14 protein-coding genes and 2 tRNA genes are annotated in these 14,108 nt (G+C 41.9%); 7 read left to right on the top strand and 9 right to left on the bottom strand.

The window, feature by feature from the left end; genetic code table 11:
* Positions 1 to 57: 57 nt before the first annotated feature.
* A complete protein-coding gene (trxA, locus tag AC5GD6_RS00415; protein WP_061103370.1) occupies positions 58 to 375 on the top strand; it encodes a thioredoxin in 318 nt (105 codons plus the stop codon).
* 180 nt (positions 376 to 555) lie between these two features.
* Positions 556 to 1,275: a phosphatase PAP2 family protein gene (locus AC5GD6_RS00410; RefSeq protein WP_311431259.1), complete on the top strand. Its 720-nt coding sequence runs from the start codon at positions 556 to 558 to the stop codon at positions 1,273 to 1,275.
* A gap of 61 nt (positions 1,276 to 1,336) precedes the next feature.
* On the opposite strand, the gene AC5GD6_RS00405 is transcribed toward AC5GD6_RS00410, so the two are convergent.
* From AC5GD6_RS00405 to AC5GD6_RS00390, 4 genes are all read right to left on the bottom strand, one after another.
* Positions 1,337 to 1,795: a metallophosphoesterase family protein gene (locus AC5GD6_RS00405; RefSeq protein WP_006302224.1), complete on the bottom strand. Its 459-nt coding sequence runs from the start codon at positions 1,793 to 1,795 to the stop codon at positions 1,337 to 1,339.
* Between the two features lie 64 nt (positions 1,796 to 1,859).
* Positions 1,860 to 2,603: a LytR/AlgR family response regulator transcription factor gene (locus tag AC5GD6_RS00400; RefSeq protein ID WP_048596576.1), complete on the bottom strand. Its 744-nt coding sequence runs from the start codon at positions 2,601 to 2,603 to the stop codon at positions 1,860 to 1,862.
* Positions 2,604 to 2,761: 158 nt separating this feature from the next.
* Positions 2,762 to 4,102 (bottom strand): sensor histidine kinase, encoded by a 1,341-nt coding sequence (locus AC5GD6_RS00395; RefSeq protein WP_491845984.1) that lies wholly within the window; start codon positions 4,100 to 4,102, stop codon positions 2,762 to 2,764.
* Between the two features lie 121 nt (positions 4,103 to 4,223).
* Complete coding sequence (locus AC5GD6_RS00390) at positions 4,224 to 4,901, bottom strand: QueT transporter family protein (RefSeq protein ID WP_491845983.1); 678 nt, start codon at positions 4,899 to 4,901, stop codon at positions 4,224 to 4,226.
* 285 nt (positions 4,902 to 5,186) lie between these two features.
* Between AC5GD6_RS00390 and AC5GD6_RS00385 the strand changes: the two genes are divergently transcribed.
* Positions 5,187 to 6,104: a YitT family protein gene (locus AC5GD6_RS00385; protein ID WP_010241047.1), complete on the top strand. Its 918-nt coding sequence runs from the start codon at positions 5,187 to 5,189 to the stop codon at positions 6,102 to 6,104.
* A 58-nt stretch (positions 6,105 to 6,162) separates the two neighbouring features.
* Here the strand turns inward: AC5GD6_RS00385 and AC5GD6_RS00380 are convergent, their stop codons facing one another.
* Together AC5GD6_RS00380 and AC5GD6_RS00375 are read right to left on the bottom strand one after the other, a co-directional pair.
* Positions 6,163 to 6,807 carry a hypothetical protein gene (locus AC5GD6_RS00380; protein WP_491845982.1) on the bottom strand — a complete coding sequence of 215 codons (645 nt, stop codon included), beginning with the start codon at positions 6,805 to 6,807 and terminating at the stop codon, positions 6,163 to 6,165.
* A 111-nt stretch (positions 6,808 to 6,918) separates the two neighbouring features.
* Positions 6,919 to 7,010 (bottom strand) — tRNA-Ser (locus AC5GD6_RS00375).
* Between the two features lie 220 nt (positions 7,011 to 7,230).
* Here AC5GD6_RS00375 and AC5GD6_RS00370 point away from each other — a divergent pair.
* Both AC5GD6_RS00370 and AC5GD6_RS00365 read left to right on the top strand, forming a co-directional pair.
* A tRNA-Arg gene (locus tag AC5GD6_RS00370) sits at positions 7,231 to 7,307 on the top strand.
* A 262-nt stretch (positions 7,308 to 7,569) separates the two neighbouring features.
* Positions 7,570 to 8,022, top strand: a complete 453-nt coding sequence (locus AC5GD6_RS00365; protein ID WP_276769431.1) for a hypothetical protein — start codon at positions 7,570 to 7,572, stop codon at positions 8,020 to 8,022.
* Between the two features lie 68 nt (positions 8,023 to 8,090).
* Here AC5GD6_RS00365 and AC5GD6_RS00360 read toward each other — a convergent pair whose 3' ends face one another.
* On the bottom strand, positions 8,091 to 9,464 hold the full coding sequence (locus AC5GD6_RS00360; protein WP_006302231.1) for a dipeptidase: 1,374 nt from the start codon (positions 9,462 to 9,464) through the stop codon (positions 8,091 to 8,093).
* Between the two features lie 287 nt (positions 9,465 to 9,751).
* On the opposite strand from AC5GD6_RS00360, the gene AC5GD6_RS00355 reads away from it, so the two are divergent.
* Positions 9,752 to 10,708: a D-alanyl-D-alanine carboxypeptidase family protein gene (locus tag AC5GD6_RS00355; RefSeq protein ID WP_491845981.1), complete on the top strand. Its 957-nt coding sequence runs from the start codon at positions 9,752 to 9,754 to the stop codon at positions 10,706 to 10,708.
* Positions 10,709 to 10,802: 94 nt separating this feature from the next.
* Here the strand turns inward: AC5GD6_RS00355 and AC5GD6_RS00350 are convergent, their stop codons facing one another.
* Entirely contained in the window at positions 10,803 to 11,702 is a 900-nt protein-coding gene (locus AC5GD6_RS00350) for a class B sortase (RefSeq protein ID WP_491845980.1), read from the bottom strand.
* A 225-nt stretch (positions 11,703 to 11,927) separates the two neighbouring features.
* On the opposite strand from AC5GD6_RS00350, the gene AC5GD6_RS00345 reads away from it, so the two are divergent.
* The gene (locus AC5GD6_RS00345) at positions 11,928 to 12,848 is read left to right on the top strand and encodes a pyridoxamine kinase (RefSeq protein WP_491845979.1); all 921 of its coding nucleotides are present in this window, start codon (positions 11,928 to 11,930) and stop codon (positions 12,846 to 12,848) included.
* A gap of 189 nt (positions 12,849 to 13,037) precedes the next feature.
* Here AC5GD6_RS00345 and AC5GD6_RS00340 read toward each other — a convergent pair whose 3' ends face one another.
* Entirely contained in the window at positions 13,038 to 14,090 is a 1,053-nt protein-coding gene (locus AC5GD6_RS00340) for a hypothetical protein (protein ID WP_491845978.1), read from the bottom strand.
* Positions 14,091 to 14,108: the final 18 nt, after the last annotated feature.

Below are 14,108 nucleotides of genomic sequence, written 5' to 3'. Positions count from 1 at the left end.
ATATACATAGGCTTTCTTGCCGTGGGTTACCATCGGTACAATTTTCAAGGAGTTATTATGGCACAAGCTATTACTTCAGCTGATTTTGATTCCATCATCAGCTCGTCAACCAAACCTGTTCTTATTGATTTTTGGGCAACATGGTGTGGTCCTTGCCGCGCTTTAGGTCCTAAAATCGAAGAAATCTCAGAGGAAATGGCTGATAAATTAGCTGTTTATAAATGCAATGTAGACGAAGAGCCTGAGCTTGCTCAAAAATTTCAGATTGTCTCAATTCCAACAGTTATTTTATTCAAAGACGGTAACGCTGTTCATTCCCTTGTAGGCAATATGCCTAAAGATGAGCTTGTCAGTGAAATTGAAGCACATCTTTAACAGAAATCTTGCGGACGCATAAACACCATACTCAGGTTTTGTGCGTCCGTTTGCACTACATCTACGCTAGGTTCTATAGATTGTAATAGCGGTCTTACGCCTGTCGCGCACGCTTGTTATGTGAGCCAGCAGGTTATCCACAAGCGTCATCTAATGTTCAATTTTACTCAAAGAGGTTTTATGTCTAAAACCGCGCAACTCACACTTTGCTCTTTACCTTCAAAACTTGCAGGTCTCGTTAAAAAGAACATCCTCATTGTCATAGGTTTTATTGCCACTATTGTTTTTTTAGCGCTTATGGTAGAAATTCTCCAAGGCGATGTGATTGCTTTTGACAACGCCGCTTATGAGCTTATTGTTGTGCACATGAGAAGATCGTGGCTTACCCCTATTATGCAGTCTATTTCTGAGCTTGCTCTTCCTGTAGTGTTGGCAGTTATGCTTTTGGCGGTTGAGGCATTTGCTCCGGGTAAAAAACCAGGAGCCTGCGCGGCGTGTAATCTTGTTTTAGTTGTTATACTCAACCTTATTCTTAAAGAAATTGTGCACCGTCCGCGACCCGACGGATTTCGCCTTATTAGCGAAACAGGCTATAGCTTCCCCTCTGGACACTCAATGATTGCTATGGCGTTCTACGGTTTGCTTATTTGGATGGTTTGGAATTATGAGCGCGATAAGACGGTCAAATATACCTGTATGCTTGGCTTTACCCTATGCGTTATTGCAGTTGGTATAAGCCGCGTGTATTTGGGCGTACACTATGCTTCCGATGTACTTGCTGGCTTTTGTGTATCACTTGCGTGGCTTGCTGTCTACACAAGAGTGATTGCGCCTCTTTTTATGCTCGAAAAAGACCTTGGAGAAAAAGCATCTCATCGCAAAAAACACTTACATCAGTAAATATCGAACATATGTTATATAGCTCGCCTGTCAATATGGTGTAAGTTAAAATCTTAATTGTTTACGCCGAGAGATGAATGATTTCGGCAGATTCCACTTTTTTGTCGCTACAGTATATACGGCCCATAGTTGGTCCTTCTTCACTACGTGGATATGTGGTGCTACCTGGATTCATAACCAAAGTGCCGGTTTTTTCGTCGTGAGCAATAAAAGGAATGTGGGTATGACCGCAAATTGCCACATCACAAGTTACAAGGTCAAGGCGCTCGCGATAATGGCAAACTTGCCACCGTAAACCACTTAAGAAAAAGTGGGTGAGATTCTTTACAAACGAGCCGTAGTCAAAACCATAATCGTTGTTTCCCTTGGCCATATAAAGCGGCGCTATATGCGACAACACGTCGTAGTCAGAAAGAGAGCACATATCACCTGCATGAACAAGTGCATCTGCACCCTTAATTTCTGCAAGCAAAGCATCTGAGAGATGCCCATGGGTATCGGACATAATATCAATACGCATATCAGCCTCTTTTCAAAACACCACAAGTAAAGATAAAATGTAGGCCCTTCAACCAGCAGATATTCTACAAGCCTAAAGCCCTTTTGAGAGACACAACGCGGCGGCGTGATACGGGGATTTTTTTATCGGGAACGTCTTTGATACCCAATTGCAAAATGCCTGCGGATACCGCCTCAATGTCTTCAACCTGTTCGAGATTAACAATATACCCACGATGAACTCTAAAAAAACCGTGATCGGCAAGCTTGGCTTCAAATTTTGCAAGTGAAACCGTAGATAAAAATCGTTCATCAAACGTGTAAATACACGAATAATCATCGCGCGCCTCGATGTACCGAATGTGTGAAATGGGAATGAGCACTTTTCTGCCGTTTTTTTCAACAGGAATTCTCTCAGGCGTAGCACGAGGCACGCCCGCAGGCTGTAAGTGCTGTTCAACCTTATCAAGAGCACGAAGCAGCCTGTCCATTTCTACCGGTTTCATAAGGTAGTCAATAGCGTCTACATCAAAAGCTTCCAGGGCATATTCACTGTATGCAGTAACAAAAACAACAACGGGCGGATTATTCAGTTTGTGAAGCGCCTCAGCAAGCTGCATGCCCGACATCTTTGGCATTGAGATATCCAAAAATATAACATTGGTTGCTTGTTCGGCGCCTTCTTTGCTGCGCACCAGCGCCTCAACAGCACTACGGGCACTTGATGCCTCTTCTATACGCGCTACACGGCCGGTTTGTTCGAGCAAGTACTTAAGTTCCGAACGCGCAGGAGCCTCGTCGTCCACAATCAATGCATTAATAACCTGCATGTTTCCTCCCTATAAGGAATACATCATTACGTTTGTTGTCTTTAGGTATTCAGTATATCACCCCATGTATTATAGCAAGTAACCTAGGGTTGTGCCTTTAAGCATTATATCTATGTGAGATAGATTCTTGATGTATAACAACTTATGTATAAGAGGGTTTATACACAAGAAGGTCGCGCTTCGCGCGAAAGCCTCAGTGTAACACAGGTTCCCTCGCCAAGTTTGCTAACTATTTCAACACCTGACCCTGCACCGTAAAAACGTTCGATTCGTTCTGCAACGTTACGAAGTGCAATACCTGTTCCACGTGGATCATGTGCTATTGAAGTTTTGGTTGATTGCAATAATCTATCGGCTGTTTCGGGATCCATACCCAAACCATCATCACACACCGAAATAAGTACATCACAATCGTCTACTACTGCTAAAACATCAATATGCAGGGGTTCATCGTCTTTCATGGCATGACGAACAGCGTTTTCAACAATTGGCTGTACCATAAAACCCGGCACCAAAATGTCTGCGCAATTAGGTGCTATGCGTTCGTTTTCTATAATGCGATCTTCGCCAAAGCGCGCTTTTTCTATCTGTAAATACCTGCGTGTTTGCTGCAATTCTTCTGAAAGCGGAATAAGTGTTTGAGAGCTTTCTAGCGTGTGACGATAAAACGATGAAAAATCACGCAATAAAAGACGGGCTTTTTCTGGATTGGTTCGCGTAAAAGACGCAATAGTATTAAGCGTATTAAACAAAAAGTGAGGATTTATTTGCGCTTGAAGTGCTTTTACCTCGGCGCGCGCCGTAAGCTCGGCCTGTCTATCCAGCTCGTATGCAAGAAGTTGTGTAGACAACAATTCTGCCAAACCACATACGATAGTGATTTGAGTGTGAGTAATATCTTGTTTTCGTGCGTAATACAATTTTAGTGTTCCAACGCTTTTATCAGAAACAATCAAGGGTGCTATGATTCCCGCAGGAAACGGTACAAGTTTAGATGATTGAGGAGACGAAAAAGAAAATTCATCCTTCCATTCATCCTGATCTCCTAACGTAAATGTTTGAACGCGTTTGCTTTCCAATACGTTTTTTACAGCAGTGCTTATCTTAGTGGCAACAGGAACGATCCCTGCTTCGCTTCCCACGTACGCAAGCGTTGTGCGCGTGTCGGTCATAGCAATAGCGCTTGCCGCTGTTTCGGATAAAAGTAATTGACATACCGCCATACAACCTTGTTCAGACAGACCATCGGCCATGTGAACAAGCGTTGCCGACGCAACTCGAAGCGTGCGCTCGGTTGCTTGAAGGCGCTTGTCAACAGGTGATACAAGCTGTGCGGTGCTCCATGCCACAACAATTGCCAGCATAACGCCTGCAAACAAGGCGCTTAAAAGATTGGAATGAGCAACACCCCAAACAAGCAACAAGACCAACACAAGTGCAGACACAAAAAGCGAGCACATACGAAACGAAAAGCTAACATGTGAGCTTTGTTTGTGCATGTGCTACGCTCCTTACCTGTTGTAATAAATCGTGTTCGCTCAATTAGATGTGCAATATTACATTGTACCGTTGATGTTCAATATAAAGAAAAACCCATATATATTACGGTATTTTTAATTACTATGCCATAGAGTCTGTTTTTAGAAATTTACCTAACCCAGCCTTAACAAGCGCTTTATACAAAGGCAAGCCAACGATATACATCACAGCAGCCTCACCAACACCTGTGGCAACAACGCCAAACACGTACATCGCAACATAAGACGCATCCAAAGAAATCTCTGTAAAAGGAATGGTATAAAAACCAATACCCGCAAGTATAAATGGAAGATATGCAGGGACAATAAAAGCATTTGCTTCAACTGGTCCCAAAAGTGCCAGTAGAGGCTTTTTTCTAAAATGCCAGGTAAACCAAGCGCCAATCAGCGTTGCAAGTGAACCAAACACAACGTCGAGCAATCCTAAAATACCAGTTGCTGAAAGCGAGATATTAATGAGATTTGCCAAAACACAACCAACAGTTAGACCTACAACAGCTTCGGGACAAAAAAGAGCCAGAACACAAAGAGCTTCCGAGACTCTAAATTGAACAGGACCCCAGGCAAATCCCGAAAAAACGCTTAAAACTACCAGCGTCATTGCTCCGTACAACGCCGCAACTGTTGCAATTTTTGCAGCTTGTTCTGCACTCATGCTTTTATGCAACACAGTCGCGCCTGAACGACCATCGCATGCAGGGGTTTTCCCAAGACCCTGTTCGTGTGCAGATGTAAGAGGTTCTGAATTATTTGTATTCATCACCACGACCTCCTAAATTTGGGTTTTATATGCGTTTTAACATTGTAACGGTTTTACAGGCATATGAAGTCTTAAGTGATTAAATTTTCTGACAAGAATAAACGTGCCGACCGTGCATAATTTATACACATCTTCTTATAAATATTCGTAAAAACGTATAAACTTGAAAGTGTTGCGCTTAAAAGATTCCATTGTGTAAAAATATGAATTGAGCGTGAAACACAAGGATATATAGTACCATTCATGCACATAGATGTTCTCATACAAGCAAGGAAAGAGAGAGGTATGGAGGCATTTCAAGACCGACTGAATAAAAAAGAGGTTGAGGCAGGTACGCGTATTGCCGACAAACGCGATCATCCAAGTTCGATAAAGTTTTTTCTGATTCTTAATATTGGACTCATTATAAATGCAGTTGGTATTATGTGTTTTAAGGCGCCCAATCACTTTGCTATGGGCGGTACGTCAGGATTTTCTATTATCTTGGCATATCTATTCCCAAGCCTTCATTTAAGTGCATTTATTTGGGCTGTCAATATTCTCTTAGTTGTTCTAGGGCTTATCTTTTTAGATAAAAAAACAGTTGGTTGGTCGGTGTATTCTTCTTTAGCCTTATCAGCTTATGTAACCATTCTTGAGTTTTTTGTACCAATGAGTCAGCCTCTTACTAACGATACCCTGCTTGAACTGGCGTTTGCTGTTATCTTGCCTGCAACGGGAAGTGCTATTGCGTTTAATATTGGTGCCTCAACAGGCGGAACCGATATTCTTGCTATGATTCTCAAAAAATATACTGCCGTAGAAATTGGCAAGGCGCTCATGATTGTCGATGCTGTTATTGTTGCGATTTCTGCATATTTGTTTGGTCCGCGTATTGGTCTTTATTGCATTCTAGGACATATTGCCAAGGCTTTTGTGGTAGATACCGTAGTTGAAAGCGTAAGTATTAAAAAAGTCTGTACCATTATCAGCAAAAATCCCGACATGGTTCTTAATTTCTTGGTAACACAGCTCCATCGGACCGCCACGGTTAGAAAAGAATACGGTGGATTTTCAGGTAAACCAGAAATCGAACTGGTAAGCGTGCTCACCAGAAGAGAAGCAGCAAAGTTGCTTATCTTTTTGCGTAAAAATGATCCAGACGCTTTTACCACTATTGTTAATACCACCGAAATCATTGGCCATGGATTCAAGGGGTTTTGATCTAAGGGAAGCTTTAACAATTTCATGAGAATATGTTGGAGCTTCTCATGAGATTAGGTTATTGAGCGTTTTTTGAAGTGCTCTGTAGAAGCTTAAGATAGCTTTGTGCAAGCTGTTTAGTCAAACTTGAAGAATGGTCATTGTCTATTACAACGCCGTGCTCATCAGAAACTAAAAACACTTCAGATACTTCTGCTTGCTTACTCTGAACCTCATTAAGCAAGTTTTTATCCTTAATAACGCGTATGCCAAGGGTTTTAGCAAGATCAATCATCAAAGAGGTCACGCCGTTAGGCTGCTCGATATCTTGTGCACACCATAAAAGAGTATCTGCGCGCCGAGCCCACAAGCTCTCAGGTGCAACATGTGTAATGTTGGCCTCGTCTTGCGCGCTTTGGGCACGAGCACAAAAGGTAGATACATGAGGATGTGCAAGATTTGTATAGGGTCCCACACTCATAGCTGCTTGACCCTTTTCGTCTATAACAAGCATAAGAACACCATTGGGATAACACTGCGATCCCGAGGCAAGAGTCCACTCTATATGCTGTTTTGCCCATGCAACAAGGCGCTTATCAACCTGCTTTCCATTAACCACACGACGCGATAAAGCGCGTAATAGTCTGTTTTCTAAGGGAAGCTGCTGATTGTAAATTCTCCAGCGACAAATGCATGAGGGTTTTTCTAAGCTAAATTGAGTCATGATTGCCTCGAAACAACACCAATAACGCCTTATTCTAACTCTGTTATATATGTAAATGCGTTATAGGTACAAAGTCTTACAAATATGCATAAAGGAAAGACAAAAATAAACTGGCGGAGAGCTGGGGATTCGAACCCCAGATAGAGTTTGCACCCTATACTCGCTTAGCAGGCGAGCACCTTCGGCCACTCGGTCAGCTCTCCGTTTGCAATGGAAAATATTATCACATAATAACCAATATGTCATCAATACTTATAAGAATAATGAATCACCAAATAAAAATCATGGTTTTGTTCGTGCAAATACTTACTAACTTATGCATATACATGTGTATTTTAGAAAAAAATAAAAATTTTAAATTTTGTTTGCAATTCACGCTTGACAAGAACGTGCTATAAGAGCATTATACTAAGAGTACACAACGCGGCGTTACCTCAGCTGGATAGAGGGTCTGACTACGAATCAGAACGTCATAGGTTCGAATCCTATACGCCGCACCATTTGAATTTTTACAGAGTCGTCTAGCGGCTCTTTTTTTTGTAGAAAAACTTCGAAGTATACTACAACTTACCAACTTCCAACTTGTTGAACGCGCGTCCGGTGCACGCGTGTTTTATAAGTTTATATATAAATTTGCTTCTTCAATTCCATAGCTTATATACACAAGGCATACTCATCACAAAAATTATATAGAACACTTGTTTGTTTTTTCAAAAATCTGTCGTACAATAATACAAAACCACAACAACAAAAGAGGTTGTTATGATAACCCAAGGTATTCTTTATAAAAATTGCCAAAACGGCCGCAACGTGCGCGCATATCTGCAAAAACAGTCAGATGCATATGAAATTGTTGAATATATAGACGAATACGATACACTCAACCATCACAAGACAAGCACCACCGCAGTCAAACAAAAGCTCACCAAGGTGCTCAAGTTTCCTCAAAGCGCGCAGTCTCGCATTTATCTTGCTTTGCAAAAAATATGGTCGCAACATTTAAAAGAGCAACCACAAGACAGTAACTTTTTTACCCTTGAGCTGTTATCTGTATACAACGCGCAGTCAGATTTATCCATACTTTTAGAAACAATATTTGCTTTCAAAATGTTTACTATAAAGTCGTTTGGTGCATTTCTCAATAATATAAATGTTGTTTGTTCATATGCAGAAATAGACTCAAACATTATTACATATATACCCTCGCATGCTTAGAGTGCGCTGTTGGCGTGCGCAATCTAAAACTACACGAGGGTACAAAAATGCTATTAATACACAAAAGCTTATGCAAGCTCGGCAAAATCACGCAACATCATAGCTTCTGCTGCTATGAGTTTTTTCAGCGACGAAATCGACTGAGATTCGTTGGGTGAATGTGCATTTGCCTGAGGGTCTTCCGGACCTGTTACCAAAACTTGATACTTGGGGAACATTTCACATAAATCAGGAATAAAAGGAATTGATCCGCCCTGACCTTGATTGATAGGCTGTGTTTCAAATGCGTCTTCCAATGCCTGTTCTGCTATTCTGCTCACTTCACTGTGCGCGTCCATTGCCCAACCACGACCCTTATCCACAGGTGTCCACGATACATGGCTGCCAAATGGAGCATTTTGCACCATGAACTCTCCGAGTGCTTTTTGTGCTTGTTCGGGGTCTTGCGATGGTGCTGTGCGCAGCGATAGTCTAAATTTGGTAGAAGGAGAAATTACATTAAACGACCCTTCTACAGGATGTGCATCAAAACCAATAACCGTAACAGCAGGCTTTACCCACAAACGAGAAGCGAGAGAGTCAGAACCAGCCAGCTTGACACCAGACAACACACCACCGTCGACTCTAAATTGTGCCTCGTCAATATCTTGTTGCAAACCGCCTACCACTTCTTGAGACTCCACACCAGGAACCACTAGATTGCCTTGATCATCATACATGCGTGCAATAAGCATGGCAGCAAGTGTATGAGAGTCAAGAATTGGACCTCCAAATGCACCTGAATGGCGAGGACTATCCATAACACGCAGTTCAACATCAATATTGGTGTTTCCGCGCAAAGAAGTTGTAAGACTAGGGATTTCTGCCGACCAATTACCCGAGTCGGCAACGATCATAATATCCGCATCAAAAAATTCTGGATGATCTTTTACAAAGGGGATAAAACTATCGGACCCCATCTCTTCTTCACCCTCGATGAAGAAGCGGATATTTACACCAAGTTTTTCACCCAAAATACTCAATGCGCCTAAATGAATTGCAATGCCCGAGCCGTCGTCCGATGCACCACGACCATACAAACGATCTCCTTTAATGGTCCCCTTAAAAGGATCGGTTTGCCAAACACCATCTTCATTAGGAGCAGGTTGAACGTCGTGATGTGCGTATAGAAGTACAGTTTTTGCAGATGGATCAACAATTTTAGAACCCACAACTTCCCACGCACCGGGAGTACCGTCAGCATTGCGCGATTGAATCACTTGAGCATCCACGCCCACACGCGTAAGCTCGTGCGCCACAAACTCGGCGTCTTCCTTCATGTGAGGTGCGGTGATACCTTCAGCGGAAACTGCTTTTTTTTCGATTTTCCTCATAAGAAAATCAAGCGCGGTATCCAAATATTCACCCGCCTGTTGTGATATTTCCTGATTGGAAAGTGACATGCTTCCTCCTTGCACAAAAATCGTTACGTACCATACTATTTATCAGTGTAGCTGATATCTTTGTAAAAGACCTCAAAAACTAAAGAATGTTACATGTTAATAATTTATAGATATCGTCGCTTTGCGCATAACCACTTATATATAGGTACAATAAACACAAGACACCCACGGTTAGCTCTTGTGAGACAGTTGGTTTATAGATGACTAAACACAAACACATATCAAGTTTTACCTACCAAAATTTAGATTTTGAAGGGCGTATGGAATACAGAAAACGCAAGAGAGCGTTGTCCAAAATAAGCAAGGTATTTCGGATTTTTGTCATATTTGCGGCTGTAGCGTTTGTAGGAGCTGTGTTATACGCGCTCAACACAACAAAAACCATTCAAATTGAGTGCATTCTTACACCTCCGGGTACATCTGACGGCTACATACTTGATCCTTTAGCCATCACACATCACGCAAGTGGTACATATCGCTCAAAGTATAGATATGTCTACGATATAACGCACCGTAAAGAAGTTATTAACGATGACGCAGACGTGGCATGTGCACCTGCGTCACTGGTAAAGCTGATGACTATTTATACCGCACTACAGCACATACAGTCCTTAGACCAAGTAGCTCCCATAGACAAAGAAACATTTCAGCACTTGCTCGACGAAAACGCATCTATGGCAGGGTTTGTAGCCGATGAACAAACAACATATAAAGACCTTCTCTATGGAACGCTATTAAGGTCGGGAGGCGAATGTGCTACCAACTTAGCAATACATACAGCTGGCTCTGTAGACGCCTTTGTAAAAGAAATGAATGATAACGCACGTAAACTTGGATTAAGTGCAACTCATTACACCAATCCAACAGGTCTGGATGATCCAAATCAAATAAGCTGCGCAGCAGATGTTGTAAAAGTGTTCAACGCATGTTTGCAAGACAAAAGGTTCAAAGAGATCTTAACCGCTCAAGAATACACGTCTTCAAAAACAAACCAACACCCTAAAGGCATCACCATGAAAAACAACATTCTTTCTCATATAACACCTGAGGAACAAAATGGTTTTAAGATACTTGGTGGTAAATCTGGAACCACCGATAACGCAGGTTTATGCTGGGTAACACTTGTAACCAAAAACAATGTTGATTACATTGTCTGCGTTATGGGCGTTGCGTTTCAAGACATCAATGACCCTGGCCACGGACAAAAAGATGACACGATCCAGCTCATCAATGAGCTGCCGTAAGCAGACAAACATCACCAATGAGTGCCCACTCCGCGCACTGTCGTTAAGTTAGTTACCAAGTAAAACAAAAGTGAGTCCTTAGCCAAATGAGCAACTAGTCAGATAAATTTACCTCACTTTTAAGCGCGCACACTGTTTCTGAACGTCCATAACCTTCGTAATAATTACAGGTGGACATCGTCATAACATGCTTTAACCGAGGAATGATCTGGTCTGCATTAGCACGACGCGTAACGGCTTTTTGTAAGCGTTGTTGTAGATAATCATGAAATTCTTGATCATTAGCGAACGAAAGCTTACGAACATCAAGATCTTCGGGTTGTGTGTAATACACAAATAGCGGTTCAAGCTCATACGCCTTTTTTTCAGTTACATACCAAATAGTTTTTGTTTTGTTAAATTTATCCTGATCATTGAGCAAAAAGAAGTGATAGAACATGGTGCCGTCTTTTAAGTGGTGGCCGTATAAAACTGTTTGATAATCCACAAGCCCTGGTTCTTTGTTATCACAGTCCATGAATACCTGTCCACCAATGGTCCATTTACCTTCGGCGTTATGCCTTAAATACCGCTCATTATCAGTTGTATGGTACACGGGGTAATTAACAGGAGTTCCTGGCATTTGCAGCCATCCAACAACTTCTGAGTTAATAGCCTTAAGACCAGCCCAATCAACTTCGGGAGCACCATTAGTTTCATCTCCATTGTTGTCGGTTTGAGTGTCAGGGATAGTTGCGTATTGCGCCAATTTGCTGTTAGTTTGACTTTGGTCATAATAACACCATTGTGTATAACCATAGTAAGCGCCACCTGCAAGCATAAGCAAAAAGCCAACAACAATCAAAATGGTTGATAAATAATCTTTGAAGTTTTTCTTCTTGGTTTTATGCTTGGAAACAAGTGAGCTGTACGTGTTTTGTTCTGGCTGATACGGCAGTGGTTTTTGAGGTAAATTATTTGATTTCATTTGTGCTTGAGGGCTATGTTTACCCATGTTGACCTCTATCTATAAAGCGCTTTTGCTTGTTATAACAAGCGTTGGATAATGACTTTGTGCGCGATGCGGCTTTTGACATTATACCCCAAGAGCACATGCGTTCATACTTCACACACGCACGCAAACACACGTTTTAGCTTATACTGATATACAGATACAATAGTTGACATTCTTGTCATCATTTTTTAACACGTTATACAACTCGTTTAAGGAGTGTTTAGTATGAAAACGCAATATCTAGAATCAGATTACGATGTATGTACCACCAAAATAGACAACAACGACTTTACAGCTATTTTCTCTCAAAAGTCTGGATATATTCCCCGTGTAGCAGCGGTACACGATTTATGTGGCTATGGAAAATGCTCATTAGGTGTTGCAATTCCTTTGTTGTCGGCAGCTGGATGCGATGTGTGTCCTGTTCCTACGTCGCTGTTTTCGGCTCATACTAAGTATGAACATTTTTATATGCACGACACAACGTCGATGCTTGAGTCTTATCTAAATGCATGGGAAAAAGAAAAGGTTGAGGTAGATGCAATATACTCTGGATTTTTAGGTGACGCTGAACAGGTGAGGACTATACAAAGACTCTACACTATGTTTCCTCACGCACTACGCATTGTAGATCCCGTAATGGGCGACGGCGGTAAAAGCTACCCAACATACACCAAAGACCTCTGTTGTGCTATGAAAGAACTTGCGCACGATGCCGATATCCTAACACCCAATCTTACTGAAGCCGCCATCTTAACAGACACAGAGTATGAAGGACAAAGTCCATCTCCTGAATATGTAAAACACATGCTTGAAGCTCTTGGATCATATCACGCGAGGTATATAGTCTTAAAGGGTATCGAAACGGCTGACGGTAAGATCATTAACTTTGTAGCCAATAAACACGCGCACGTTGTTAAAGTTTCTCAAGAAAAGCTCAATGTAAGCCTACACGGAACGGGAGATTTATTTGCAAGCTGTATTTTAGCTTGTTGTATGAATGGAAAAGATATCATCAGAGCCACCGAATTTGCAGGCAATTTTGTGTGTAAAGCTATTGCCATCACTCAAAAACAGCCCGACTGGCAAATGCGCGGAGTAAGCTTTGAGTCTTTGCTTGGCGATGTAACACAACTGGTGTTATAGAGTAACAAAATAACGAGCACGCATGATAGTTTAATGTCATGCATGTTTAATTGCGGATTCCGCACGCATGCGCTTACCCAAAAGCGAGCTTCTCATCAACTAAACCGCTGTTCCTAAGCACGTACACGCTTAAGAACAGCGGTTTTATATATACAGACAATATATGCCGTGCTGTGCGCACACGTAGTTTTAACGAGCAGAACCTACACTGTTTGAGTTATCAACCGCAACACTAGAGCCCTCAGATGCATCTTTGTCTGATTCTTGGGAGCTGGAAGCAGAATTACTTGAGTCTTTTGTTGTAGCAGACCTGTCTTTTTTGTTTTTCGTATCATCTGTAGAAGATTGAGGCGAACCTGCGTGATCTTCAGCTGATTTACTCGAAACTCCATCTTGAGAAGACTTGTCCTTGGTAGTATCAGTAACATCTTGATCTACTGTCCCAAAAACCTGGCCAATGATAGTATTTGGGGTAAATGACGACGTGATATGAGCCCGTAATTTATCGGCAATTTCTTTGTCGACGCCTTTAATGGTGCAATGGAAACGAACGCCATTATCGGTTGTTGTTTTTGTCCAAATAAACGTCATAAGCGTTCGAGGTGCTCCCTGGGGAGGAAGTATACCAAACAAGTTAGAGTGTTGGAGTTTATTATCTTCGTTAAAGTACACCTGAACATGGTAAATTACGGTATTTATATTAGGATTGAGCAGCGAATTAATAGAGAGTGCAGCTGCCTGAATTTGAGAACCAGCAAAGACTTCAAGCAAATCTTTAGAGGTTGTATCGGTAACGGTAACCTCTATACGATGTGTGTTTTCGTCGGCCTCTTCAACAGAAAAACGCTCGGGGAATTGAGTAAATCCATTACCCCATTCAACACCTCCACTCATAGCAGAACCAACCGCTTTAACCGACACCTCGGTTGCAAGATTTGCCGTGCTATTGCGTCTAATAACACCTATTGCAACCTGTGAAGCAATAACTAAAACGAAGAAAATGGCTACAAATGAAACCGCGGTTATTGCAATAACGCGTTCGATATTAGAGCCTGATGGGTCATCTGTTGATAAAGGGTCAACCGCAACAGCATTTCCAAACCTGCGGCGGCGAGCACGCTGTTTTTTTGCCGTTTCAGCGTTGGTATGACCTGTTTCATCTACCGTGGCAAATAGTATTTCAGCGTTCTTTGCATCCAAAGCATGACATTGAACGCGCGCGATTTCTCTTTTTTTTCTCATGAAAAATCTCCGTACTAA

The organism is Fannyhessea sp. (assembly GCF_986145555.1).
This window is presented reverse-complemented; position numbering and strand designations above follow the sequence as displayed.